A 24,308-nucleotide genomic window follows, 5' to 3' on the forward strand; every position below is an offset into this window, starting at 1 on the left:
CCCCTGTCTCCCCGATCGCTTCGCTGCCGCGAATCTCGCGAAGCATCCTACGGAGAGCGACGGTGTGCGGCGATACCCGGTCGGGAAAGCGCCCGGACACCGGGTACCCTGGTGCGCGAAGGGGCCTTAGCTCAGTTGGTAGAGCGCTGTCTTTGCATGGCAGATGTCAGGGGTTCGACTCCCCTAGGCTCCACTCCCCAAGCCCTTCCGGTCGGCGTCACCGCTGGTCAGAAGGGCTTTTTGCTGCGCCGGGGACTGACGGGCCATCACCGTGCCCCCGTGCGGGGCTGCGGACAACGGCAGGCGAACGGGCCGCGCCCGCCACCCCGCGGACGGGGTGGGGACGCGGCCCGGTGTGCTGTGGCGGTGCCCGGCGTCAGGCCGTGCTGCCGCCACCTCGCTCATCGGCCTCTTCCTGTTTGGCCTGCACCTCTGGATCGAGCGCGGCACCCTCGCTGCCGTCGACCGCGCTCAGCCGGCCGCGGTCGCCGACCTCGGTGGGGGCCGGCGGCTCGACCAGCCAGTCGGGGTTGGCCTGCTTGTCCCACCACTTCCATGCGGCGACCGCACCGGCGGCCAGGATGCCGAGCACCGCGAAGCGCTTGACGGCCTTGCCCCGCCGGGCGCGGCGGCGGTGCTTCTTCTGCAGCCTGGCGATCTCCTTGGCGGTCACCTGGCCGCGCAGTGCGGCGAGCGCGGCGGTACCGCGGTTCACGGCTTCCTCACGTACCGGATCGGTCGCGGCGCGGGCACTGCTCACGGCGTGTTCCAGCCGGGGCGCGGTGTAGTCGGCGGCCTGGCGGGCCGCCTTGCGGGTCCGGCGCGCCGCCCGGTTCGCCGCCGCGTCCACCTTGGGCGGCAGGGCGCCGCGGGCGTGCTCGATACGCGGATGCAGATGGGCGTCGTACTGCACACGGGCCTGATGGGCGGCCTGGTGGGCGGCCTCGGCCACCTTGGGGGCCATGCGTGTACGGGCCTCGTGCGCGTAGTGCACGGCGGCGTCCTTGGCCGTACCGGCATACGGAGCCACCGCCTCCGCGGCGTGCCGCACGCTGTCCCTGGCCGAACTGGTCGCGGTGCGCACGCTGTCCTTGCGGGTCACGGGATCCTCCTCCTCGGTGGCGTGTCCGGAGCTCGGGGGGTCGGTTCCCCTTGTCTGCTATGTCGCCTGTCCACCCGTTGGAAGATCATGCCCGCTCGCGCGACATACGGCATGCGCGAGGTGGCATACGGGTCAATACCGGACACTTCCGGAGCTCTGTGGACGACGATGCCACGCTTTGCCGCCTGCCGCGCCCGAAATCAGTGCGAAGCCCGGTAAGGGGTGGTGGTCCGGCGACGGGAGGGGGACTTCGTGCGAGGATCGGGGGCCCGTCAGCAAAGACTCATGGAAGGTTGATCGTGGCTGAGCAGCTGTACGCCACCCTGAAGACGAACCAGGGCGACATCGAGATTCGGCTCCTGCCGAACCACGCACCCAAGACGGTCAAGAACTTCGTCGAGCTCGCCAAGGGTGAGCGGGAGTGGACGAACCCGGAGACCGGGGAGAAGACCACCGCTCCGCTGTACGACGGCACCGTCTTCCACCGGGTGATCAGCGGCTTCATGATCCAGGGCGGCGACCCGCTGGGCAACGGCACCGGCGGTCCGGGCTACGAGTTCGCCGACGAGTTCCACCCCGACCTGGCCTTCGACAAGCCGTACCTGCTGGCCATGGCCAACGCCGGCCCGGGCACCAACGGCTCCCAGTTCTTCGTCACGGTCTCCCCGACCGCCTGGCTGACCGGCAAGCACACCATCTTCGGTGAGGTCAGCAACGAGGCGAGCAAGAAGGTGGTGGACGCCATCGCCACCACCCAGACCAACCCGCGCACCGACCGTCCGGTCAAGGACGTGGTGATCGAGTCGGTGGTCGTCGAGACCCGCTGACCCGCGGTGCGCCCGGGCGCGGCCCGGGAACCGTTGCGCCCCGGTGCCGTCCGGGGAACCATTGCGCCCCGCCTGGACGTAAATCAAGCGGGGCGCGCAGCACGTCCGGGGCGGTGGTCGGGCGACGGGCGGGCGGGGCGCTGTGTGGTGATGCCCGTGTTTCGATGCCGCCCGGCGGACGTGGAAGAGGACGAGGGGACCGATGGACCAGGTGCCAGGCAGCCCGCAGGAACCGCAGGACGCGCGGGGAGATGACGGCCTGCCCGGCTGCTACCGCCATCCGGACCGCCCGAGCGGCATCCGCTGTACCCGCTGCGACCGCCCGATCTGCCCCGAGTGCATGGTCAGCGCCTCGGTGGGTTTCCAGTGCCCGGACTGCGTACGCGGCGGCAGCGGCACCGGCCATTCCCCGAAGGCGACGGCCCCGCGCACGCTCGCGGGCGGCGCGGTCGCGGCCGACCGGCGACTGGTCACCAAGATCCTTCTGGGACTGAACGCCGCGGTGTTCGTGGCCGTGCTGGCCACCGGCGGCCAGACGAGCCCGCTGCCCGACCGGCTCGACCTGCTGGGTCGGGCCTTCGACCCGGCCCGCCTCCAGCTCGTCGGGGTCGCCGAGGGCGAGTGGTACCGCCTGCTGACCGCGATGTTCCTGCACCAGCAGGTCGCGCACATCGCGTTCAACATGCTCTCGCTGTGGTGGCTGGGCCCGCCGCTGGAGGCGGCGCTCGGCCGGCTGCGGTTCACCGCGCTGTACCTGCTCTCCGGTCTGGGCGGCAGCGCGCTGTCGTACCTCCTCGCCGCCCAGAACCAGCCCTCGCTGGGGGCGTCCGGCGCGATCTTCGGCCTGCTGGGGGCGACCGCGGTGCTGATGCGCCGGCTGAACTACGACCTGAAGCCGGTACTGATCCTGCTCGCCCTCAACCTGGGCTTCACGTTCCTGTGGCCGCACATCGCGTGGCAGGCGCACGTCGGCGGGCTGATCGTGGGCGCCGCGGTGGCGTTCGGGATGGTGCACGCACCGCGCGACCGCCGGAACGCGGTGCATCTGGTGACGTGTGCGGTGGCGGTGCTGGCGATCGCCGCGGTGGTGTGGGTACGGACCCTCCAGCTGCTGGGCTGAGGGGTCGTCCCCACACGTTGTCCACAATGCGTGGCCGATCTTGTGCAAGCTGTGCGGAACTCTGCTTCCGGATGGCTCTGACCTGTGTTTCCGCAGGAAGAGCCGGGGAGGGAGCGGCCGGACCGGAGGGCCCGGCCGATCACACCGGCGTCAACCACCGGAGGGTTATCCACAGATCTTCTGAAGTTTTCCCCGGCTGTGGATAACCGTGTGGATGGCCTTGGGCAGGGCTTGCGCTACTTCCACTGAGTGGATACGCCGAAGCCCACCGCGATGAAGCCGAAACCACAGACGATGTTCCAGTTGCCCATGGCCGCGATCGGCAGATCGCCCTCGGACACGTAGAACAGCACGATCCACACAAGACCGATCAAGAACATCGCCAGCATCACAGGCGCCACCCAACCCCGACCGGAGTTCATCTTCAGGTTGGTGGTCTTCGCCGGCGGCGGCGTGAAATCGTCCTTCTTGCGGATCCGTGACTTCGGCACGAGGAACTCTCCTGTCGATGCGCTGCGGGGTGCGCCGGGCGCGGACGCGGTGGGGTCGGATTCCTTTCCCGGGCGTCCGTTAGCGTAGTGCTTCCGCGGCGTCGTAAGGAGTAAGGGTACGTTGAGCAATCCCGCCGACCCCTCCGGCCTTCCCCGCCGTGCCCGTCTGCGGCCCGTCCGGCTGCTGACCCTCGTGGTCTTCGCCCTCGCCGGGCTGCTGTTCTGGCTGAGCTTCGACACCGCGCGGGGCACCAATCTGCGCTCCGACGACTCCATGTTGCGCCTCTCCGACCTCATCCAGGAACGCAGCCACAAGAACGGCGTCCAGGACGACCGCAACGCCACCCTGCGCGGGGAGGTCGACGCCCTCGCCCGTCGCGACAACGGCAGCTCCGCCGCCGAGGACGCCAAGCTCCGGGCGCTGGAGAAGAGCGCCGGCACCAAGCAGGTGTCCGGACAGGGCGTGACGGTCACGCTCATGGACGCCCCGCCGAACGCCACCGCCAAGATCCCCGGGGTCCCCGAGCCGCAGCCCAACGACCTGGTCATCCATCAGCAGGACCTGCAGGCCGTGGTCAACGCCCTGTGGCACGGTGGCGCCAAGGGCATCAAGGTCATGGACCAGCGGCTGATCTCCACCAGCGCGGTGCGCTGCGTGGGCAACACCCTGATCCTCCAGGGGCGGGTCTACTCCCCGCCGTACAAGATCACCGCGGTCGGCGACCGCGAGGCGCTCAACAACGCGCTGACCGCCTCCCCCGCCATCCAGAACTACCTGCAGTACGTCAACGCCTACGGCCTGGGCTGGAAGGTCGACCAGCGCGAGGCGGTGACTCTGCCCGGCTACTCCGGCACAGTGGATCTCCACTACGCACAGCCTGTGAAGCCGTAAGCCGTGCCCGCGGGCCGGCGGGAGGGCGGGCCGGATGACACTGCGGAGCCGGACGGCGGCGCGATGGATCGTACGGACGCTCAGCGAGATCTGCCTCACCGCCGGCGCACTGATCGTCCTCTTCGTGGTCTACCTGCTCTTCTGGACCGGCGTACGGGCCGACAGCGCCATGGACGGCGAGATCGGCAAGCTCCACGACCGGTGGTCGTCCGGAGCGGCGGCCGCCCCCGACCGCACGCCGCCGCCCGGGAAGAGCCCCACCCCGGCTCCGCCGCCCCGCCGTTACCGGTCGGGCGACTCCTTCGCCGTGATGTACGTCCCGCGCTTCGGCGCCGACTGGGCCAAGCCGGTCCTGGAAGGCACCGCGACCGGCACCCTCCAGCGCGGCCTCGGCCACTACGCCCGCACCGCGCGCCTCGGCGGCCTCGGCAACTTCGCCGTCGCCGGCCACCGCCGCACGTACGGCGACCCGTTCAAGGACTTCCCCGAGCTGCGGCCCGGGGACGCCGTGGTCCTGACCGACGGCACGACCTGGTTCACCTACCGCATCGACAACCGCCCCTACACGACGCTGCCGGGCGACATCGGCGTGATCGACCCGGTGCCGCGGAAGTCCGGCTTCAACGGCCCGGGCCGCTACCTCACGCTGACCACCTGCGAACCGGAGTGGGGTCACAGCCACCGGCTGATCGCCTGGGCCCACCTCGATGCCACCCAACCCGTCGCCCAGGGAAGGCCGTCGGCTTTGACCGGCTGACCCACCCGCCCCCGCCCTCGCCCCTTACTCTGGTGTCGCAATCGACATCGTCATCGGCATCGGCAAGGGGACAGCGACAGCATGTACGGCTGGATCTGGCGGCATCTGCCGGGCAACACATGGGTCAAGGCGCTGATTTCCGTGGTGCTCGTACTGGCGGTCGTCTTCGTACTCTTCCAGTACGTCTTTCCGTGGGCGGAGCCGCTACTGCCCTTCAATGACGTCACTGTCGACGAAGGGATGGCTGCCCTCTGATGACCGCACGGATTCTCGTCGTCGACAACTACGACAGCTTCGTCTTCAACCTCGTCCAGTACCTCTACCAGCTCGGCGCCGAGTGTGAGGTGCTGCGCAACGACGAGGTCGCGCCCCGGCACGCCCAGGACGGCTTCGACGGCGTCCTGCTCTCGCCCGGCCCCGGTACACCCGAGCAGGCCGGCGTCTGCGTCGACATGGTCCGGCACTGCGCGGACACCGGGGTCCCGGTCTTCGGCGTCTGCCTGGGCATGCAGTCGATGGCGGTGGCCTACGGCGGAGTGGTGGACCGGGCGCCCGAGCTGCTGCACGGCAAGACCTCCCTCGTCGAGCACGGCGGCAAGGGCGTCTTCGCCGGACTGCCCTCGCCGTTCACCGCGACCCGCTACCACTCGCTGGCCGCCGAACCCGCCACCGTCCCGGACGCGCTGGAGGTCACGGCCCGCACGCACGACGGCATCATCATGGGCCTGCGGCACCGCCAACTCCCGGTGGAGGGGGTGCAGTTCCACCCCGAGTCGGTGCTGACGGAGTGGGGGCACCGGATGCTGGCCAACTGGCTCGTCGAATGCGGCGACGCAGGAGCAGTGGAGCGCTCGACGGGGCTCGCCCCGGTGGTCGGCAAGGCCGGCGCGTGACCGACCTACGCCCCGAGCGTGAAGGGAGATCCTACGAGCCGCACGGGCCGGAACAGCCGTACGCGCCGCAGGACCCGTACGGGCCCCCGGACCTGCTCGGGCAGCCCGATGCGTTCGAGGCGGCGGTGGGCCGGCTCAGTGACCCGCTGAACGACCCCCTGCCGGGCCAGGATGCGCCGCCGCCCGGCACCGGCCGCCGGCGGCGCCATGCGGCCCCACCGGCCGACGAGGGGCCGTCCTCGCCCTGGTTCCGCCCCCACCAGCAGCCACAGCCCCCGGCCCCGCCCCGGCCCGACCCGGCGACGCCGCAGTCCTACGGCCCGGACCCCGCCGCCTACGGCCAGGCGTACGGCCCCCGCACCCGGTCCGGCGGTCGCGGCCCCGCCCCCGCCGCGCCCGAACCGATACCCGGGCCGCAGACCGTAGCCCCGCCCCCGGCGGCGCCCGTCCCCGCCCCGGCCCCGGCCGCTCCCGCCGCGATGCCGCGCCGGGACGACGAGACCATGGCCCTGCGCCAGGCGGAAAAGGCCAGGCCGGCCGGCCGGGACGCCGTTTCACGTGAAACCGACGCCGTTTCACGTGAAACAGGTGCCGGTGTTTCACGTGAAACCACGGCCGCGGCGTCCGGGTCGGCCGCGGAAGAGACACCCGTGCCCGGCGGTCGCGCGGCCCGCCGTAAGGCCGCTCAGGAGGCCGCCAGGAGAGGCGGCCGGCGCGGCCGTCACAGCGGCGCTGCCCCCGCCGCCGCTGCCACGGCCTCCGAATCGGCGCGCCCCCTCTCCCGTGTGGAAGCCCGCAAGGCCGCCCGTGCCGCGAAGGACAGCCCCAGCCTGATCGCCAGCCGCGCCCTGGGCGAGGCGTTCATCACCCTCGGCGTGCTGATGCTGCTCTTCGTCACCTACCAGCTGTGGTGGACGAACGTGCGGGCCGAGGAGGAAGCCGGCGGTGCCGCCACCAACCTCGAGCACGAGTGGAACAAGGGCGGCGCGGAGAAGAAGAACCTCGCCGTCGGCGAGCGCTTCGGGATCATGTACATCCCCAAGCTCGATGTGAAGGCGCCGATAGCGGAGGGCACCGACAAGCACTCCGTGCTGGACCACGGCATGATCGGGCACTACGACAAGAGCAGCGGGATCAAGACCGCGATGCCCTGGGACAAGAAGGGCAACTTCGCGGTCGCGGCCCACCGCAACACCCACGGCGAGCCGTTCCGCTACATCAACCGGCTCGTCAAGGGCGACAAGGTCATCGTCGAGACGAAGGCCGCGTACTACACGTACGAGATGGAGAGCGTGCTCCCACAGACGTCGCCCAGCAACACCAGCGTGATCACGCCCGTACCGCCCGGTTCGGGCTTCACCAAGCCCGGCCGCTACATCACCCTGACGACCTGCACCCCGGAATTCACCAGTACCTTTCGGTTGATCGTCTGGGGCAAGATGGTCGACGAGCGGCCGCGGAGCAAGGGCAAACCGGAAGCGCTCGGCGGCTAGAAAACAAGAGGGGTGCTACGCGGTGACTGCAACCGGAACCGACGAAGAGAGCGACCGGTCCGCGCCGCCCTCGCCACCGCGCCGGGTGCGCCGGACCATCGCGTCCGTCGTCAGCGTCATCGGTGAACTGCTGATCACTACCGGCCTGATCCTGGGCCTGTTCGTCGCGTACTCGCTGTGGTGGACCAACGTCCTCGCCGACCGCGAGGCGCACCAGCAGAGCGACCAGGTGCGCCGGCACTGGGCCAGCAGCGGCCCCAAGGGGCCCGGGGCGCTGGACACCAAGGACGGCATCGGCTTCCTGCACGTCCCCGCGATGGACAACGGCGAGGTGCTGGTCAAGAAGGGCACCAGCACCGAGGTCCTCAACGAGGGCGTGGCCGGCTACTACACCAAGCCGGTCAAGTCGGCGCTGCCGCAGGACAAGAAGGGCAATTTCACCCTCGCCGCGCACCGCGACGGCCACGGCGCGAAGTTCCACAACATCGACAAGCTCAAGGACGGCGACCCGGTCGTCTTCGAGACCAAGGACACCTGGTTCATCTACAAGGTCTTCGCGGTCCTGCCCGAGACCACGAAGTACAACGTCGACGTCCTCAACAAGGTCCCCAAGGAGTCCGGCAAGCACCAGGCCGGCCGCTACATCACCCTCACGACCTGCACCCCCGTCTACACCTCGACCTACCGCTACATCGTCTGGGGCGAGCTGGAACGCACGGAAAAGGTCGACGCGGACCGCACTCCGCCGAAGGAACTGCGCTAGCCGCACAGGGCCCGTCACGGCCGTGTACCGCCCACCCGGCAACGACGAAGCCCCGGCCGCCCTCCAAGGGCTGCCGGGGCTCCGTCGTGGTGCTGCTGGGGTCAGCCGAACGGTCCGCCTATGAATCCGCCGCCGTTGTCGCCGCCGTTGTCCCCGCCACCGCCAGCGATGGTGGTCAGCGTCACGGTGGTCGACTTCGGGTCGGACGGGGTGTTCCCCGCGGGGTCCTGGTTGATCACCCGGGCGTTGTCGTCCTGCGGCCCGTTGATCTGGATGTTGGTGAAGCCGGCCTGCTGCAGCGCCTTCTTCGCGTCCTTCAGCTTCTGGGTCCGCACCTCCGGCACCGGCGTCTGCGCGGCTGCCTTGCCGATCACCAGGTTGACCGTGGAGCCGCTCTTGGCCGGGGTGTTGCCGGCCGGGGTCTGGTCGATCACCTTGCCGACCTGGCTCGGGTCGGGGGCGTCCTGCTCGGTCTTGGTGACCTGGAAGCCGAGGTCCTTCAGCTGCTTCTCGGCCGCCGCCGCGTCCTGGCCCTTGACGTCCGGGACGCCGACCTTCGGGCTCGCCTTGGCGACGGTGAGGGTGATCTCGGTGTCCTTGGTCGCCTTGCTCTGCCCGTCAGGGTTCTGCCTGATGACGGTGCCCGCCGTACGGTCGGACTCCTCATCGACCCGCTTGACGTTGTCGAAGCCCTTGTTGTGGAGCTCCCTCTCGGCTTCCTCGAACTGCAGGCTCTTGACGTCGGGGACCGGCACCTTGGCCGCCCCGGCGCAGATCGTCACCGTGATCGTGTCGTTCTTGGCGATCTGGGTGCCGGCCTCCGGGGACTGGGAGGTCACCTGGTTCTTCTTGACGTTGGTGCAGGGCTTGCGGCCGCCCGATTCGACCTTGAAGGAGCTGTTCACCCCGGACTGCTTGGCTTCCCTCAGCGACCTGCCGACGAGGTTCGGGGCGGCGAACTTGGCGTTCTGCTTGTTGCCGGTGAACATCGCCTTGCCGATGAAGATCGCCCCGACCAGGACCAGCACCGCGGCCAGGACCAGCAGGATCGTCGAGACGTTGCTCTTCTTCTGGCCGCCGCCGCGGCGCCGGTCGGCCCGCTCGTCGTAGCCGTAGCCGCCGTCGTCCGGGTTCATCGGCGGGAGCATCGTGGTCTGGCCCGCCGGGTCCTGCGCCCGCAGCATCGTCGTGGGCTGGTCCTGGTCGTAACCGACCGCGCCCATCGCCGAGGCCGCCGCGACCGGCTGGCCCTCCAGCGCCGCCTCGATGTCGGCGCGCATCTCGTCCGCCGACTGGTAGCGGTAGTCCGGGTCCTTGACCAGCGCCTTCAGGACGATCGCGTCCATCTCCGGCGTGATCTCGGGGTCGAAGTTGCTCGGCTTCTGCGGCTCCTCGCGGACGTGCTGGTACGCCACCGCGACCGGCGAGTCACCGACGAACGGCGGTCGCACGGTCAGCAGCTCGTACAGCAGGCAGCCGGTGGAGTACAGGTCGGAGCGGGCGTCGACCTGCTCGCCCTTGGCCTGCTCGGGCGAGAGGTACTGCGCGGTGCCGATGACCGCAGCGGTCTGCGTCATCGTCATGCCGGCGTCGCCCATCGCGCGGGCGATGCCGAAGTCCATGACCTTGACCTGGCCGGTGCGCGTCAGCATGACGTTGGCCGGCTTGATGTCGCGGTGGACGATCCCGGCCCGGTGGGAGTACTCCAGCGCCTGGAGGACCCCGATGGTCATCTCCAGCGAGCGCTCGGGCAGCAGCTTTCTTCCGGAGTGCAGCAGCTCACGCAGCGTCGATCCGTCGACGTACTCCATGACGATGTACGGAATCGAGACACCGTCGACGTAGTCCTCGCCGGTGTCGTAGACCGCGACGATCGACGGATGGTTCAGCGAGGCGGCCGACTGGGCCTCACGGCGGAACCGGGCCTGGAAGGACGGGTCACGGGCGAGGTCCACCCGCAGCGTCTTCACAGCCACGGTGCGGCCCAGGCGGGTGTCATGCGCGAGGTACACCTCGGCCATGCCACCGCGGCCGAGCACCGAGCCCAGCTCGTACCGGCCGCCGAGGCGACGCGGCTCTTCCATAAGCTTCTCCAGCCCTCTCCGTCAGTCCCGACCGCACCCGTGTGTGTGGTCCGGCGGTGTGCTGTCCGGGCTACCGTACCCGGCACGCCCTACCGGACCGGGCCGGAGCCGCAACCTGATATGCGACCGGTATTGGCATGGCCCGGGTCACTTCTCGCCTTCGAGCACCGCTTCCATGACGCGCTTGGCGATCGGAGCGGCGAGCTTTCCACCCGCGATGTCGTTGCGCAGGGTGTCGGATCCCTCGATGACCACGGCGACCGCGACGGGGGTGCCCTTGTCGGTCTTCGCGTAGGAGATGAACCAGGCGTACGGGTTGTCCTTGTTGTTCTCGCCGTGCTGGGCGGTACCCGTCTTACCCCCGACTGTGACGTTCGGGATCTGCGCGTTGGTTCCCGTGCCCTCCTTGACCACGGTCTCCATGATGCTCTGGACCTTCTGGGCGTTCTCCGGGCTCAGCGGCCGGCTCATCTCCTGCGGCGTGTGCTGCTGGACCACGTTGAGGTTCGGCGCGACCAGCGACTCGACCATGTACGGCTTCATCAGCTTGCCGCCGTTGGCGACCGCCGAGGCGACCATCGCCATCTGCAGCGGGGTGGCCCGGTTGGAGGCCTGGCCGATGCCCGCCATCGCGTTCTGCGGCCGGTTGTCCTTGGGGAAGATGCTCTCCGCGGCCCGGACCGGGGTGTCGATCTTGGCGTTGTTGAAGCCGAACTTCTCCGCCTCGGCCTTCATCTTCTTGTTGCCGAGATCAGCGCTGATCTTGCCGAAGACCGTGTTGCACGACAGGCGCAGGGCTTCGCGCAGGCTGACGTTCTCACACTGGATGGAGCCCTCGTTCTTCAGCGGGAGACCGGCGGTGTCGGGCAGCGTGTACGGCACCGGCGAGTCGGTCTTCGCGTCGACGTCGGTGTAGAGCCCGTTCTCCAGCGCCGCCGAGGCCGTGACGACCTTGAAGGTGGAGCCCGGGGGGTAGGTCTGGCGCAGGGCCCGGTTGAGCATCGGCTCGTCGGGGTTGTTCTTCTTCTGCAGCCCGTTGTACGCCTTGGCGTCCTTGTCGCTCATCCCGGCGAAGGTGGACGGGTCGTACGACGGGGTGCTGGCCAGCGCCAGGATCGCGCCGGTCTCCGGGTTGATCGCGGCGACCGCGCCCTTGCTGTTGCCGAGCCCGTCGAAGGCGGCCTTCTGGGCCTTGGCGTCCAGCGTGGTCACCACGTTGCCGCCCTTCTGCTTGCTGCCGGTGAACATGTCCACCGTGCGGCTGAAGAAGAGCCGGTCGTCGGTGCCGGTGAGGATGCCGTCGTTGAGCTTCTCCAGCTGGTTGGCGTCGAACGCCTGCGAGGCGTAACCGGTGACCGGCGCCCACATCTTGCCGTTCTTGTACGTGCGCTTGTACTTGAAGTCACCGCTGTCGGTGGTCGTCGAGCCGGTGACCGCCTTGCCGTCGACGATGATGTTGCCGCGCGGCGTGCTGTAGCGCTCGATCGCGACCCGGCGGTTGTGCGGGTCGTTCTTGAGTTCGTCGCCCTTGACGAACTGCACCCAGTTGACACGGACCAGCAGGGCGAGGACGAGCAGGCCGCAGAAGATCGCGACCCGGCGCAGGGGCTTGTTCACGGGCGGACCACCTGGGTCATCTCGGCGTCGGTGGACGGTGCGGGGGTCGGTGCCGGGCGGCGCGCGGTGTCGCTGATGCGCAGCAGGATGGCCACCAGCGCCCAGTTGGCGATGACGGAGGAACCACCCTGGGCCAGGAACGGCATCGTCATACCGGTCAGCGGGATGAGGCCGGTCACACCGCCGGCGACGACGAAGACCTGCAGCGCGAAGGCGCCGGACAGGCCGATCGACAGCAGCTTGCCGAAGGGGTCGCGGGCGGCCAGCGCCGTACGGATACCGCGCTCGATCAGCAGGCCGTACAGCAGCAGGATCGCCATCAGGCCGGCCAGGCCGATCTCCTCGCCGACCGTGGCGAGGATGTAGTCGCTCTTGGGGGCGATACCGCCGATGAGCCGGGAGTAGCCCTGGCCCAGGCCCGAGCCGAGGATGCCGCCGGAGCCGAAGGAGTACATCGCCTGCGCGGTCTCGGTGACACCGCCGTTGAGCAGCTCCAGCGGGTTCAGCCAGTTGTGCACGCGCACCTGGACGTGGGACTCGAACGTGGCCACGGCGACCGCGCCGCCCGCGCTGAGCAGCAGGCCGAAGACGATCCAGCTGGTGCGCTCGGTGGCGACGTACAGCATGATCACGAAGAGGCCGAAGAACAGCAGCGAGGTACCCAGGTCCGTCTCGAAGACCAGGATCATCAGGCTGAGCGCCCAGATCACGAGGATCGGGCCGAGGTCGCGGCCGCGCGGGAGGTACAGGCCCATGAAGCGGCGGCTGGCCAGCGCCAGCGCGTCCCGCTTCACCATGAGGTAGCCCGCGAAGAAGATCGCGATGATGATCTTGGCGAACTCCCCCGGCTGCAGTGAACCGACACCGGGGATGGTGATCCAGATGCGCGCGCCGAAACGGGCCGGGAAGAAGATCGGCGCGATCAGCAGCACCAGCGCGACCACCATCGAGATGTAGGTGTAGCGCTGCAGGACGCGGTGGTCCTTGAGGAAGATCAGCACGCCGAGGAAGAGCGCGACACCCAGCGTCGACCACATCAGCTGCCCCGGCGCCATCGCACCGCCCAGCTGCGGGGTGCTGATCTGCGGCTCCTGGTCCAGGCGCCAGATGAACACCAGGCCCAGACCGTTCAGGAGCGTGGCGATCGGCAGCATCAGCGGGTCCGCGTACGGCGCCCACTTGCGTACGACGAGGTGGGCGACACCGGCCAGCAGGCCGAGGCCCAGCGTGTAGCCGAGCACGCCGGCGGGCACGGCCTCTTCCTTGGCCAGCCCGACGTTGATGTACGCGAACACCGGGATGAGCACGGCGAAGACGAGCATCGCCAGCTCGGTGTTGCGGCGGCTCGGGGCTCCGATCGTGCCGATGGTGGTGGTGTTGGTGGTACTGCTCATGAGATGTACGGCCCCCTACGCCCTACTGCTGGGTGCTGCAATTCTTTTCCAGCTTCTGCTGCTCCTCGGAGGGGGCCTGGCTGGGAGTGGGTGTGGGAGTCGCGGACGCGGGCGCCGACAGCGCCCCCGCCGTACCGGTGCCGGGCTTGGTGGTCGGCGTACCGGGCTTGGTCGGCGTTCCGGGCTTGGAACCGGGCTTGGCGGGTGTGCCCGCCTGGCCCTTGCCCTTGTTGCGCGCCGCTTCGTGCTCGGCGGCCTCCCGCTGCTCCTTGCTGCGGCAGGCGTTGGCCTGCTTGCTCAGCTCGGTGACCTTGTCGCCGCCCTGCATGCGGCTGTCGACCGCGATCGTCTGCTTGACCTGGTTGCGCTGGTACAGCGGCAGGTACTTGAGTTCGATCTCGGGGTGGTCCTCGTCCACGGCATTGAGCTTGAACCAGGCGAGGTCCTGGCTGATGCCGCGGTACAGCGCGACGTGGTCGTCCTTGGCGCCGACGAAGTACTGGGTCTGCGTCCAGCGGTAGCCCGCGTAGAGCCCGCCGCCGACGACGGCCAGCGCCAGCACGCCGAACAGCGACCGCTTGAGCCACCGCCCGCGCTTGGGCTTGACGAAGTCCTCGTCCATGAACGCGCCGAAGGAGCCCTGCGCCGGACCACCGACGTCCAGGTCGCCGCTCCCGGGCGGCCCGAAGGCACCACCGGGCGCGGACGGCTGCCCGCCCGGGCGGCCGAGCTCGGCGGCGCGGGCGGCCGGCGTCTGGAGCGTGCTGGGGTCGTTGAGCTGGTTCTGGTTCTCCGCGACGGCACCGACGATCACCGGGGTGTCGTTGAGCTGCCCGGCCATGGTGTCGTTGCCGTCCACGTCCAGGACGTCGGCGACGATGCACGTGATGTTGTCCGGGCCGCCGCCGCGCAGCGCGAGCTGGATCAGCTCCTGCACCGTCTCGTGCGGCCCGTGGTAGCCGGCCAGCGTCTCTTCCAGCGTCTGGTGGCTGACGACGCCGGACAGCCCGTCCGAGCAGATCAGATAGCGGTCGCCGGCCCGCACCTCGCGGATCGACAGGTCGGGCTCGACGTGATCACCGCTGCCCAGCGCCCGCATCAGCAGCGACCGCTGCGGATGGGTGGTGGCCTCCTCCTCGGTGATCCGGCCCTCGTCGACCAGCCGCTGCACCCAGGTGTGGTCCTGCGTGATCTGGGTCAGCACACCGTCCCGCAGCAGATACGCGCGGGAGTCGCCGACGTGCACCAGGCCGAGCCGCTGGCCGGTCCACAGCAGCGCGGTCAGCGTCGTGCCCATGCCTTCGAGCTGGGGGTCCTCCTCGACCATCACCCGCAGCTGCTCGTTGGCGCGCTGTACGGCACTGCCGAGCGAGGTCAGGATGTCCGACCCGGGAACGTCGTCGTCGAGCTGGACGAGCGTGGAGATCACCTCGGAGGAGGCGACCTCACCGGCGGCCTGGCCGCCCATGCCGTCCGCGATGGCGAGCAGCCGCGGCCCGGCGTAGCCGGAGTCCTCGTTGCCCTCGCGGATCATGCCCTTGTGCGATCCGGCGGCGAAGCGCAGTGACAGACTCATGCGCACCTCACCCGTCGGCTCGGGGTACAGCCGGTCTCGCCTGGCCACACAGCCCACCCTCCGGTCGGGAGCACGCCCGGGTCCGCCGAGTGGACCGCCGCGGCTCGCTCGCTCCGCTCGCTCATTGTCGTACTACTTCCGCAGCTCGATGACGGTCTTGCCGATGCGGATCGGGGCTCCCAGGGGAATCGGTGTCGGGGTCGTCAGTCGGGTCCGGTCCAGGTACGTGCCGTTGGTGGAACCGAGGTCCTCGACGATCCACTGGCCGTCACGGTCCGGGTAGATCCTGGCATGCCTGCTGGACGCGTAGTCGTCGTCCAGCACGATCGTGGAGTCGTGCGCACGGCCCAGGGAGATCGTCTGGCCTTGGAGGGCGACGGTGGTGCCGGTCAGCGAACCCTCGGAGACCACGAGCTTCGTGGGCGCTCCGCGGCGCTGGCGGTTGCCGCCGCGGCCGCCTTCCTGGCGGCGCTGTTGTTGCTGCTGCTGCGGCGGCGCGGCCTGGCGCTGCGTACGGGCTTCCTGCCCGCCGCGCCGGGCGGCCCCGCGCTGGGTCACGCGGGTGCCGAACAGATCGCTGCGGATGACCTGAACGGCCACGATGACGAACAGCCACAGTACGGCGAGGAAACCCAACCGCATGACCGTGAGGGTCAGCTCTGACATTGCCCCCGCTTCACCCTTCGGCTTGCCGGTAAACGATGGTGGTACTGCCCACGACGATCCGCGAGCCGTCGCGGAGACTAGCGCGGGTGGTGTGCTGCCCGTCTACCACGATGCCGTTGGTAGAACCCAGATCCTGGATCGTGGGGGGCGTTCCGACCCGGATCTCACAGTGACGCCGGGAGACACCCGGGTCGTCGATCCGTACGTCAGCGTCGGTGCTGCGGCCCAGCACGAGCGTGGGGCGCGAGATCTGGTGGCGGGTGCCGTTGATCTCGATCCAGCGCCGGGTCTGCGCGTGCGGCTGCGGTCCTGCACCGGGCGGTGCCGTACGGGGTACGGGCTGTGCGCCGCCGGGGGGCGGGGACGAAGGCATGGGGGGCGGGCTCACGTGGCCGGCGCCGGGCCGCGGGCCCTGCGGGATCGCCGAGGCGCGCTGGGCGGCCGCCTGGCCCGGGTTCTCCTGGGACGTGCTGGAGGCGAGGGTGCGGCTGCGCACGCGGTACAGGCCGGTGTCGAGATCGTCGGCCTTCTCCAGGTGGACCTTGATCGACCCCATGAAGGTGTAGCGCTGCTGCTTCGCGTAGTCGCGGACCATGCTCGACAGCTCGTCGCCGAGCTGCCCGCTGTACGGGCTCAGCCGCTCGTAGTCGGGGGCGCTCAGTTCGACGATGAAGTCATTGGGGACGACCGTGCGGTCGCGGTTCCAGATGGTGGCGTTGTTGTCGCACTCGCGCTGCAGCGCACCGGCGATCTCGACGGGCTGCACCTCGGACTTGAACACCTTGGCGAAGGTGCCGTTGACGAGACCTTCGAGACGCTGCTCGAAACGCTTCAGTACTCCCACGGGGCACCTCCTTCCTCAGTCTTCGTCGGTGTCGTCCTGATCGGGTGGTCCTGATACTGCTTACTGATCGTATCCACGCCTTGGGAAATCGGCTGGTTCCCCTTTCCCGCCTTGAGGACGAGTGTCGCCTCTCACAGGGTTGCCCGGTGCCTGTCCGCTCCTTGCCCGCTGCTCGTGCACTGCGATCGTAGATGTGCCCCGATGACAGTGTCCCGCAACCGCCGACCACTCCGGGCGGCCGGGGCCGCGGTCGGACAGGGCCCCGGACACCCTGCCCGGCACGGGGCTCCGCACGCCACCTCGCGGTTCCGTCCGTCACCACACCGCCCCGCACGTCCCCTTTGCGGTGCTGCATGTCACCTCGATGTCACCTCGCGGTGCCGCACGTCACCTCGCGGTCCCGTCCGTCGTCCCGTGGTTCCGGCCGTCGTCCTGGTTCCGTCCGTCGTTCCTTGGCACCGCATGCCCTTGTACGGCGCTGCACGGGCCGGGGACCCCGCCCAGGTCCCAGCAGACCCGGGCGGGGAGGGGCCCGGGGAAAGGCGTGTGAACCCACCCCAGCCAGCGTGCTAATGTTCTGGATGTCGGCAGGCGCTCGCACAAGACCCGGACAGAACAACCCGGATCGCGTGAGAGAATCAACCGGCAGCACCCATGCGCGGGTGGCGGAATAGGCAGACGCGCTGGATTCAGGTTCCAGTGCCCGAAAGGGCGTGGGGGTTCAACTCCCCCCTCGCGCACAGATGAGACCCCCGGTCTCCGGAGAAATCCGGCGGCCGGGGGTCTTTCGTTGTTCCTGTGCACGTTGCCTTCCTCACATTGTTGCCTCGGTCACCTTCCCGGTGAGGACGGGCGCTGGGTGGGGGCTCGGCGAGGGCCGGGGGTGGCTTGTGTGGGCTGCGTCACGGCCGACGGGAGTTCGTACGGCGGGGCTGACGCTGACCGTGACCGGTCTGGTGGCCGCGGTGGCTGCGCCGGTTCTGACGCTGATGGTGGGGCGGCGGGACCGGCGGGCAGTGCTGGCCGCCCTGATGGCCACGCTGACGGCGGCGAACCTGCTTGCCGTGTACGCCCCGAACATCGCGGTGCTGCTGGTGGCCCGGGTGCTGGTGGGGTTGGGGATGGGCGGGGTGTGGGCGATTGCGGCGGGGCTCGCGGTGCGGCTGGTGCCCGCGCACCGCGTCGCGGCAGCCACGTCCCTGGTCTTCAGCGGGGTCGCGGCAGCCTCGGTACTGGGGGTCCCGGCCGGTACCTCTCTGGGCGAATGGGGCGGCTGGCGCGCGGCGTTCATGGGGATGGCCGCGGTGTGCGCGGTGGTGGCGCTCGCGCTGGCCGTCCTGCTGCCACCGCTTCCGGAGCCCGCCGCGGTCCGCCTCGCCGGGGTGCTCGGGCTGCTGCGCGGTGCGCCCGTACGGACCGGACTGGTGCTGGTGACGCTCCTGGTGACGGGCCATTTCGCGGCGTACACGTATGTGCGGCCGGTGCTGGAGGACGTGGCCGGTGTGCAGCCGGGGCAGATCAGCACACTGTTGCTGGCCTTCGGCCTCGCCGGGCTGGCCGGGAACTTCGGGGCGGGGGCCGGGGCGGCGCGGTCCCCGCGCGTGACGTTGGTGGTGATCTGCGGGGTGCTTGCCGGGACGGTCCTGCTGGTGCCGCTGGTGCCGCTGGTGGGGCGGGGCACCGGGGTGTCCGGGCCGGCGGCGCTGATGGCCGTGGGGGGCCTGTTGGCCGTATGGGGCCTGTCCTACGGGGGTGTCTCGGTCAGCACCCAGACGTGGCTGATGGCGGCGGCACCCGGGGCGCGGGAGGCCGCCTCCGCGCTGTTCGTGGCGGTGTTCAACGGGGCCATCGCCCTGGGCGCCTTCCTGGGCGGCCGGGCCGCGGACAGTTGGGGGCCGACCGGCGTGATGTGGCTGGGCGGCGCACTGGCGGCGGGCGCGTTGGTGACGGCGGGGGTGGGGAAGGGGCCGGGAAGGGGACGGTGAAGGGCCCAGGAAGGGGCCGGGGTGCCGGGGCGGGAGAGGTGTGGGGTGTAGGGGGGCCGGGGGGCTCCGTAGAGGGGCTCTTTCGTTGGCGAGACCCGCCGCGGGTTCCGGGCTCTGCGGCTTGCCCGGAGCCCGCGGCTGGGGGTCCCGTCAGGGGTTCTGGGGGCTTGACCCGAGAGTCGGGCCCGGCTCCCGCTCTCAGGCGGCGAGGCGCGCGACGAGGGCCTTGGCCTTGGCCGCGGCGTCTTCGTGGGCCTTGTCGCGGGAGGTCTCGTACAGCGGCACCAGGTCGGCCATCGCCGGGTTGACGGGTGCCATGGTCAGCTCGGGGACGATGAACTCGACGTCCAGCCCCATGGCGCCGCCCAGCACGGCCTCCAGGTAGTTCTGCACGTACTCCATGCCCTCACGGGGCGTGCCCGGCGCGTACGAGCCGCCACGGCTGGCGACGACCGTGACGGGCGTCCCCTTGGCGGACGGCGCCTCACCCGCGGTACGGCCCATGATGATCACCTGGTCGAGCCACGCCTTGAGCGTGGAGGGGATCGTGAAGTTGTACATCGGCGCGGCAATGACGACCGCGTCGGCCTGCTCCAGCTCCTCGGCGAGCTTGACCCGCACGGCGAACGCGGCCTGCTGCTCGGGGGTGTGGGAGGCCGGGTCGGAGAACGCGGCGGAGGCGGCGACGCCGTCGAGGTGCGGCAGCGGGTCGGCGGCCAGGTCGTGGTGGATGACGGTGCCCTCGGGGTGCTGCTCCTCCCAGGTCTTGCGGAAGGTCGCGGTGACCGAGCGGGAGGCGGAGACGCCCTCGGGGGAGACGGACGAGTCGATGAGCAGAAGCGTGGCCATGGGAATCGGTCCTTCGGTTGGTGCCGTCTGGCGGGTCAGTGGCCTCACAGGGGCTCGGCCCCGGTTCAGCTCCCCAGGGGGCAGCGGGCACTGCGGTGCTGCGCCTGGTTGAGCACGGAATGACCAACGTTTGGCTAGCTGGTTGAATTCCGTACGTCACTATTCATAGCACAGGAGCTTACTTTTCTGCAGTAGCCAACGAGAGGGCGGTACGCTGGGTGTATGGCGGACCACAGCGAGGCGACGTGTAAGCAGGTCGACGACGGCATGGCGCGCGTCTTCGAGCTGTTCGGGAAGCGCTGGACGGGGCTGATCGTCGCCACCTTGATGTCCGGTCCGGTGCACTTCGCCGACCTGCGGCGGGCGATCCCCGGCATCAGTGAGCGGATGCTCTCCGACCGCCTGATGGAGCTGGCGGGGGTCGGCCTGATCGTCCGCGAAGTGGACGCGGGTCCTCCGCTGCGTGTCTCGTACCGGCTCACGGAGGCCGGCCTCGCGATGGACCCCGCCCTCAAGGAGCTGGGACGCTGGGCGGAGACATACCTGGCGGACGGCGGGCAGTGCCCTGAGCGGTTCCGGAGGTAGGTGTTCGGGGGCCTTCGTCTCTGGATTCTTTGCCTTGCCTGCCGTGGCCGGTCTTGGCCTGCGATGGCCTGCCACGACCTGTCTTGGCTCAGTCCTGTCTTGCTGTGTTGTCTTGGCTCCTTGCTCCGGGGTGTGTCCTGGGCCTCTGGCCGGGGCCTCTGACTGGGTCTCTGACCTTGGGAATCTGCCCCTGGTCTCTGTCCTGGTGGGTCACTCCAGTTGCCTCAGTTACCCCAGTTACCCCAGTTACCCCAGTCGCTCCTGGGCCGCGTTGTAGCGCCGTAGGTACGTGGCGAAGCGGTCGAGGTCGGCCTCGTCCCAGTCGGCCAGGCGCTCGTGGAAGGCCTGCCGGCGGCTGGCGGTGACGTTGGCGAGCACCTGGGCGCCCTTCTCGGTGGGGTGGAGCACCTGGACGCGGTGGTCGTCCGGGTCGACGCGGCGCTCGACGAAACCGAGCTTCTCCAGGGCGGCGATCTGCCGGCTGACCGTGGACTTGTCCAGGAAGTAGTGCGCCGCGAGGTCCGTCGCGCGGCATCCGCGCTGGTCATCGAGGTGCGCAAGCAGGGTGTAGGAGACCAGCGACAGCTCGGGATGCATCCGGGCGGCGGTTGCGCGGGCCCGCCGGGCGAAGGCGGTCATCTCCTGCTGGATGGTCTCGACGGAGTCATCGCGGTGGGGCACGGGTTGCCTTTCGTAGATGTAGTTGTAGAGTACAACGTAAAGCATGAGTTGTATTTGCCAACCATTGCCGGCTGCCCGCACGCGGTCCGCCGCGGGCCAGCGACAGAACCCCTCAGCTGAGAAGGCTCGCCCCATGAGTACGGTCCGACGTCCCGACCACCACCGCAGTGCGCCCCAAGGCGGCCACCGGGCGGCACCCGCCGGCCACCCCGCCGCCCACGTGGCCGGGCTCCGCCATGTCCTGGCGCACCTGGTCACGCCCCTGCTGATGTGCATCGGCATGGGGCTCGCCTACCTGGGCGCGTTCGCGCATCCCGCACCCCACCACCTGCCGGTCGCGATCGTCGGATCGAGCCGTAGTGCACAGCTGCTCGCCCAGTCGATCAACGACAAGTTGGGCGGCGACCTCGAGGCGCGTACGGTCCCCCATCGCGCGAACGCGGTCGAGCAGCTGAAGCACCAGGACATCTTCGGCGCGTACGTGATGAACGCGACCGCGAAGCCCCAGCCGCAGGAGCGGCCGCAGGGACAGACGCAGGAGCACACGCAGGCCCAGGCGCAGGAGCGCACGCAAGGTCAGACGCTGGAGCGCCCGCAAGGACAGACGCGCGGACAGACGCGCGGAGAGGCGCGCGGAGAGGCGGGCGGAGAGGCGGGCGGGCCGGGGGCTCCCGAACTGCTCGTCGCCACTGCCGGTTCCGACACCAGCGCCTCCGTCGTGCAGAAGATCTTCACTCCCCTCGCCGCCCGGCAAGGCGCCCCGCTGAAGGTCACGGACGTCGCACCGCCCGCCGAGGGCGATCCGACCGGGCAGGGCATCTTCTTCCTGCTGGTCGCGATCAGCATCGGTTCGTACGCCTCGGTCGCGGTGATCGGCGGTGCCGGCGCCGTGCTGCCGCTCCGGTTGCGGGCCGCGTTGGCGATCGGCACGTCCGTCGTGGTCAGCCTCATCGGCACGGCGTTCGCGGGCCCGGTGTTCCACCTCGTCGACCACGGGCTGTGGGGCCTTTGGGGCATGGCGTGGCTGTACTCCGCCGGCGTTCTGCTGATCGGTACCGGCCTGCACACCTTCCTCAAGCGGTGGACGACGCTGGGTGTGATGGCCCTCTTCGTGATGCTCAACTTCACGTCGTCCGGCGGGATTTTCCGGCCCGAGATGCAGAACGGCTTCTTCGCCGCGCTGCACTCCTTCTGGAACGGTGCCGGCTTCGTCGAGGGCCTCCGCAGTCACGTCTACTTCGACGGTTACGACCTGTCCGGGCACGTTTGGACGCTGGTCGGCTGGCTGCTCGTCGGTGCGCTGATGGTGGGTCTGGCGGGGCTGGCCGAGCGACGCCGGCGGGCCGCGGAGGCGGAGACGGCGGCCAATGCGGCGGCGGTGGCGGCGGCCGCGGTGGCGGCAACGGTGCCGGAGCCGAGGCCGCAGCGGGTGGTGGGGGCGGCGGCACCCGGCACCGCGACCGCGGCGGACGAGACCACGGAGGAAGAAATGGAGGAGGCGGTGGGTGTCTAGCGGGCCGCTGACTTACCACTTCGAGGGCCAGCCCCTAAAGGACCTGGCGCGCTGCGGCTTGACCGCTTGGCAGCTTGACCGCCTGACCGACTGACCGCTGACCTCTCCTTCCCCCTCCCTCCCCCTCAACGACCAGCGGATACGCAGAGTTATCCACAGGCCCTGCGCGCGATGACGCGACGTCGGTAACGTCATTGCACGTCGGCAGGCCGGGAGCAGTCCCGTCCGGCGGCCGGTAAGTAGTGCCCAATGACAGACAATTCGCCGATCCCACCGACCTGGTGCATGTCGTCGAAGTCGCCGCAACCGTGAAGGTCCTGAAGGGGGAGGTGGCCCGCATGACGCGTGTGCCGTACGTACCAGGGTTTGCCAAGGTCGATGCCCAGGGCCCGTCGCCCAAGGCGGCCGGCCGGGCGTTGCGGGAGCGACTGCCCCGTGCCGCGCAGTCCGCACTGTCGAGCGTGGCCGAACGCCCGGACGCGGTAGCGGCGGTGGAGGAATCCAACGCCGGACGGCTTACCGACCTGACGCCCATACGGGTCGGCCGGATGGCCGCGAGCCCGTTCGCCTTTCTCCGCGGCTCCGCGGGCCTGATGGCGTACGACCTGACGGCCGACCCGGTGACCGGTATCGGCGCCCAGATCTGCGGTGACGCCCACGCCGCCAACTTCGGGCTCTACGGCGACGCCCGTGGCGGCCTCGTCATCGACCTCAACGACTTCGACGAGACCCTGTACGGCCCGTGGGAGTGGGACGTGAAGCGGCTCGCCACGTCGATGGTCCTGGCGGGCCGGGAAGCGGGTGCGGCTGAGGACGAGTGCCGCAAGGCTGCCCAGGACGCGGCGGGCGCGTACCGACGCACGATGCGGCTGCTGGCGAAGCTGCCGGTGACCGAGGCGTGGAACGCGATCGCCGATGAGGAGTTGGTCTCGCACACCGACGCCCGGGACCTGCTGGGGACGTTGGAGCGGGTGTCGGCCAAGGCGCGGAAGAACACCAGCGCGCGGTTCGCGGCGAAGTCGACCGAGCGGACGGAGGACGGAGGCCGTCGGTTCGTGGACGCGCCACCGGTGCTGCGCCGGGTGCCGGACGCCGAAGCGGCAGCCGTGGCCGCCTCCCTCACCAGCTACCTGGACACCCTCCCCGAGGACCGGCTGCCCCTGCTGGCCCGGTACGCGGTGCACGACGTGGCCTTCCGAGTGGTCGGCACGGGCAGTGTGGGATTGCGGTCGTACGTGGTGCTGCTGCTGGATCACCGGGGCGAGCCGCTGGTCCTGCAGGTGAAGGAGGCCCGCAGCTCGGCGCTGGCACGGTATGTGGAGAAGGCCGGCTTCCCCACCCCGGCGGTGACGCACGAAGGCCGTCGGGTGGTGCTCGGCCAGCGGAGGATGCAGGTCGTCAGCGACATCCTGCTCGGCTGGACGACCGTGCAGGACATACCCCAGGCCGCCGGAGGAGGCACCCGCTCCACTACCCCCGCCCAGAGGACGGGCGATTCGGCCGCCGGACTTCCCTTCCAAGTCCGCCAGTTCAGAAACCGTAAGGGCAGCGTCGACCCGGCCCAGCTGACCGGCGACCAGCTGGACGACTACGCCCGGATGACCGGCGCCCTCCTGGCCCGAGCCCACGCCCACAGCGCGGACCCACGCCTGGTGGCCGGCTACTGCGGCAAGAGCGAGGAACTTGACGAGGCCATAGCGAAGTTCGCCGTCGCCTACGCAGACCGCACGGAAGCGGACCACACGGGACTGACCACGGCAGTGAAGAACGGCCGCATAGCGGCAGAAATGGGGGTATGAGCTCGACCGATCTCGGCCGCACCACAGCGGATCACACCTGGCCGTGACTGTCAGGCCTCGTCGGGGGCTCGCCCCTGGCGACCGACGAGGGCCTCCCTGATTGAGGGTGGCTATGCCGATCGACGGTGGCCTCTGTCGACGCCCGATGACCTGCGCCGACCGACGGGTGCCGACCGACGTGCCGGCCGACGAGTACCGACCGTTGGATGTGGCGCTGGTTGTGGCGCTGGCCGGGAGGCGGCGGTCGGTAGGGGTGGGTGAGGCGGTGGGTGGTCAGCGGTGGTGGGTGGGTGGTGGCGGTAGCCGGTGAGCGGTGAGCGGGGGTGGTGGGCGGTAGGTGGTGTGGGGTGGGTGAGGCGGTAGGTGGTGGGCGGTGG

22 protein-coding genes and 2 tRNA genes are annotated in these 24,308 nt (G+C 70.0%); 14 read left to right on the forward strand and 10 right to left on the reverse strand.

The window, feature by feature from the left end; genetic code table 11:
• The first annotated feature begins 120 nt into the window (after positions 1-120).
• Positions 121-193, forward strand: a tRNA-Ala gene (locus tag IG62_RS0105985).
• 183 nt (positions 194-376) lie between these two features.
• Here IG62_RS0105985 and IG62_RS0105990 read toward each other — a convergent pair.
• A complete protein-coding gene (locus IG62_RS0105990) occupies positions 377-1,102 on the reverse strand; it encodes a DUF5324 family protein (RefSeq protein WP_030798412.1) in 726 nt (241 codons plus the stop codon).
• A 299-nt stretch (positions 1,103-1,401) separates the two neighbouring features.
• Between IG62_RS0105990 and IG62_RS0105995 the strand changes: the two genes are divergently transcribed.
• A complete protein-coding gene (locus tag IG62_RS0105995; protein WP_030798415.1) occupies positions 1,402-1,929 on the forward strand; it encodes a peptidylprolyl isomerase in 528 nt (175 codons plus the stop codon).
• 202 nt (positions 1,930-2,131) lie between these two features.
• Entirely contained in the window at positions 2,132-3,049 is a 918-nt protein-coding gene (locus IG62_RS0106000) for a rhomboid family intramembrane serine protease (protein ID WP_030798416.1), read from the forward strand.
• A 236-nt stretch (positions 3,050-3,285) separates the two neighbouring features.
• Here IG62_RS0106000 and crgA read toward each other — a convergent pair whose 3' ends face one another.
• The gene (gene crgA / locus IG62_RS0106005; protein ID WP_030412295.1) at positions 3,286-3,540 is read right to left on the reverse strand and encodes a cell division protein CrgA; all 255 of its coding nucleotides are present in this window, start codon (positions 3,538-3,540) and stop codon (positions 3,286-3,288) included.
• A 121-nt stretch (positions 3,541-3,661) separates the two neighbouring features.
• Here crgA and IG62_RS0106010 point away from each other — a divergent pair, with 121 nt between their 5' ends.
• From IG62_RS0106010 to IG62_RS0106035, 6 genes are all read left to right on the forward strand, one after another.
• Entirely contained in the window at positions 3,662-4,432 is a 771-nt protein-coding gene (locus tag IG62_RS0106010; RefSeq protein ID WP_030798418.1) for a DUF881 domain-containing protein, read from the forward strand.
• Between the two features lie 34 nt (positions 4,433-4,466).
• The gene (locus tag IG62_RS0106015) at positions 4,467-5,189 is read left to right on the forward strand and encodes a class E sortase (RefSeq protein ID WP_030798420.1); all 723 of its coding nucleotides are present in this window, start codon (positions 4,467-4,469) and stop codon (positions 5,187-5,189) included.
• A gap of 81 nt (positions 5,190-5,270) precedes the next feature.
• Positions 5,271-5,444, forward strand: coding sequence for a hypothetical protein (locus tag IG62_RS47700; protein WP_030412298.1), 174 nt, complete (start codon positions 5,271-5,273; stop codon positions 5,442-5,444).
• Positions 5,444-6,082 (forward strand): aminodeoxychorismate/anthranilate synthase component II, encoded by a 639-nt coding sequence (locus IG62_RS0106025; RefSeq protein WP_030412299.1) that lies wholly within the window; start codon positions 5,444-5,446, stop codon positions 6,080-6,082. Before IG62_RS47700 ends, IG62_RS0106025 begins: the two co-directional genes overlap by 1 nt.
• Positions 6,079-7,575: a class E sortase gene (locus IG62_RS0106030; RefSeq protein WP_030798422.1), complete on the forward strand. Its 1,497-nt coding sequence runs from the start codon at positions 6,079-6,081 to the stop codon at positions 7,573-7,575. The genes IG62_RS0106025 and IG62_RS0106030 overlap by 4 nt, the downstream gene beginning before the upstream one ends.
• Before the next feature lie 22 nt (positions 7,576-7,597).
• Positions 7,598-8,338: a class E sortase gene (locus tag IG62_RS0106035; protein ID WP_030798424.1), complete on the forward strand. Its 741-nt coding sequence runs from the start codon at positions 7,598-7,600 to the stop codon at positions 8,336-8,338.
• A gap of 101 nt (positions 8,339-8,439) precedes the next feature.
• On the opposite strand, the gene pknB is transcribed toward IG62_RS0106035, so the two are convergent.
• From pknB to IG62_RS0106065, 6 genes are all read right to left on the reverse strand, one after another.
• Complete coding sequence (pknB, locus tag IG62_RS0106040; protein ID WP_030798426.1) at positions 8,440-10,422, reverse strand: Stk1 family PASTA domain-containing Ser/Thr kinase; 1,983 nt, start codon at positions 10,420-10,422, stop codon at positions 8,440-8,442.
• Positions 10,423-10,569: 147 nt separating this feature from the next.
• On the reverse strand, positions 10,570-12,039 hold the full coding sequence (locus tag IG62_RS0106045) for a peptidoglycan D,D-transpeptidase FtsI family protein (RefSeq protein WP_030798428.1): 1,470 nt from the start codon (positions 12,037-12,039) through the stop codon (positions 10,570-10,572).
• Positions 12,036-13,433: an FtsW/RodA/SpoVE family cell cycle protein gene (locus IG62_RS0106050; protein ID WP_030412304.1), complete on the reverse strand. Its 1,398-nt coding sequence runs from the start codon at positions 13,431-13,433 to the stop codon at positions 12,036-12,038. Before IG62_RS0106050 ends, IG62_RS0106045 begins: the two co-directional genes overlap by 4 nt.
• A 22-nt stretch (positions 13,434-13,455) precedes the next feature.
• The gene (locus IG62_RS0106055) at positions 13,456-15,009 is read right to left on the reverse strand and encodes a PP2C family protein-serine/threonine phosphatase (RefSeq protein ID WP_051797683.1); all 1,554 of its coding nucleotides are present in this window, start codon (positions 15,007-15,009) and stop codon (positions 13,456-13,458) included.
• A gap of 132 nt (positions 15,010-15,141) precedes the next feature.
• Positions 15,142-15,675 carry an FHA domain-containing protein FhaB/FipA gene (locus IG62_RS0106060; protein WP_030798432.1) on the reverse strand — a complete coding sequence of 178 codons (534 nt, stop codon included), beginning with the start codon at positions 15,673-15,675 and terminating at the stop codon, positions 15,142-15,144.
• A 10-nt stretch (positions 15,676-15,685) separates the two neighbouring features.
• Entirely contained in the window at positions 15,686-16,519 is an 834-nt protein-coding gene (locus IG62_RS0106065) for an FhaA domain-containing protein (protein ID WP_030798434.1), read from the reverse strand.
• 656 nt (positions 16,520-17,175) lie between these two features.
• On the opposite strand from IG62_RS0106065, the gene IG62_RS0106070 reads away from it, so the two are divergent.
• Both IG62_RS0106070 and IG62_RS0106075 read left to right on the forward strand, forming a co-directional pair.
• Positions 17,176-17,259 (forward strand) — tRNA-Leu (locus IG62_RS0106070).
• A 3-nt stretch (positions 17,260-17,262) separates the two neighbouring features.
• Positions 17,263-18,504: an MFS transporter gene (locus IG62_RS0106075; protein ID WP_078871845.1), complete on the forward strand. Its 1,242-nt coding sequence runs from the start codon at positions 17,263-17,265 to the stop codon at positions 18,502-18,504.
• A 198-nt stretch (positions 18,505-18,702) separates the two neighbouring features.
• Here IG62_RS0106075 and IG62_RS0106080 read toward each other — a convergent pair whose 3' ends face one another.
• On the reverse strand, positions 18,703-19,353 hold the full coding sequence (locus tag IG62_RS0106080; protein WP_030798436.1) for an FMN-dependent NADH-azoreductase: 651 nt from the start codon (positions 19,351-19,353) through the stop codon (positions 18,703-18,705).
• 222 nt (positions 19,354-19,575) lie between these two features.
• On the opposite strand from IG62_RS0106080, the gene IG62_RS0106085 reads away from it, so the two are divergent.
• Positions 19,576-19,938 (forward strand): winged helix-turn-helix transcriptional regulator, encoded by a 363-nt coding sequence (locus tag IG62_RS0106085; protein ID WP_030798438.1) that lies wholly within the window; start codon positions 19,576-19,578, stop codon positions 19,936-19,938.
• Positions 19,939-20,184: 246 nt separating this feature from the next.
• Here the strand turns inward: IG62_RS0106085 and IG62_RS0106090 are convergent, their stop codons facing one another.
• Positions 20,185-20,619, reverse strand: a complete 435-nt coding sequence (locus IG62_RS0106090) for a MarR family winged helix-turn-helix transcriptional regulator (RefSeq protein WP_030798440.1) — start codon at positions 20,617-20,619, stop codon at positions 20,185-20,187.
• Between the two features lie 133 nt (positions 20,620-20,752).
• On the opposite strand from IG62_RS0106090, the gene IG62_RS0106095 reads away from it, so the two are divergent.
• A complete protein-coding gene (locus IG62_RS0106095; RefSeq protein WP_030798441.1) occupies positions 20,753-22,132 on the forward strand; it encodes a membrane protein in 1,380 nt (459 codons plus the stop codon).
• Between the two features lie 338 nt (positions 22,133-22,470).
• Complete coding sequence (locus tag IG62_RS0106105) at positions 22,471-23,931, forward strand: DUF2252 domain-containing protein (RefSeq protein ID WP_030798443.1); 1,461 nt, start codon at positions 22,471-22,473, stop codon at positions 23,929-23,931.
• Positions 23,932-24,308: the final 377 nt, after the last annotated feature.

The organism is Streptomyces sp. NRRL S-337 (assembly GCF_000720175.1).
Classification (GTDB): Bacteria; Actinomycetota; Actinomycetes; order Streptomycetales; family Streptomycetaceae; genus Streptomyces; species Streptomyces siderophoricus.

Coding starts and splice junctions, on each gene's coding strand:
- IG62_RS0106000 (WP_030798416.1), top strand. CDS start 2,132: ATGGACCAGGTGCCAGGCAGCCCGCAGGAACCGCAGGACGCGCGGGGA.
- IG62_RS0106015 (WP_030798420.1), top strand. CDS start 4,467: ATGACACTGCGGAGCCGGACGGCGGCGCGATGGATCGTACGGACGCTC.
- IG62_RS47700 (WP_030412298.1), top strand. CDS start 5,271: ATGTACGGCTGGATCTGGCGGCATCTGCCGGGCAACACATGGGTCAAG.
- IG62_RS0106025 (WP_030412299.1), top strand. CDS start 5,444: ATGACCGCACGGATTCTCGTCGTCGACAACTACGACAGCTTCGTCTTC.
- pknB (WP_030798426.1), bottom strand. CDS start 10,422: ATGGAAGAGCCGCGTCGCCTCGGCGGCCGGTACGAGCTGGGCTCGGTG.
- IG62_RS0106050 (WP_030412304.1), bottom strand. CDS start 13,433: ATGAGCAGTACCACCAACACCACCACCATCGGCACGATCGGAGCCCCG.
- IG62_RS0106055 (WP_051797683.1), bottom strand. CDS start 15,009: ATGAGTCTGTCACTGCGCTTCGCCGCCGGATCGCACAAGGGCATGATC.
- IG62_RS0106060 (WP_030798432.1), bottom strand. CDS start 15,675: ATGTCAGAGCTGACCCTCACGGTCATGCGGTTGGGTTTCCTCGCCGTA.
- IG62_RS0106075 (WP_078871845.1), top strand. CDS start 17,263: ATGAGACCCCCGGTCTCCGGAGAAATCCGGCGGCCGGGGGTCTTTCGT.
- IG62_RS0106080 (WP_030798436.1), bottom strand. CDS start 19,353: ATGGCCACGCTTCTGCTCATCGACTCGTCCGTCTCCCCCGAGGGCGTC.
- IG62_RS0106085 (WP_030798438.1), top strand. CDS start 19,576: ATGGCGGACCACAGCGAGGCGACGTGTAAGCAGGTCGACGACGGCATG.
- IG62_RS0106095 (WP_030798441.1), top strand. CDS start 20,753: ATGAGTACGGTCCGACGTCCCGACCACCACCGCAGTGCGCCCCAAGGC.
- IG62_RS0106105 (WP_030798443.1), top strand. CDS start 22,471: ATGACGCGTGTGCCGTACGTACCAGGGTTTGCCAAGGTCGATGCCCAG.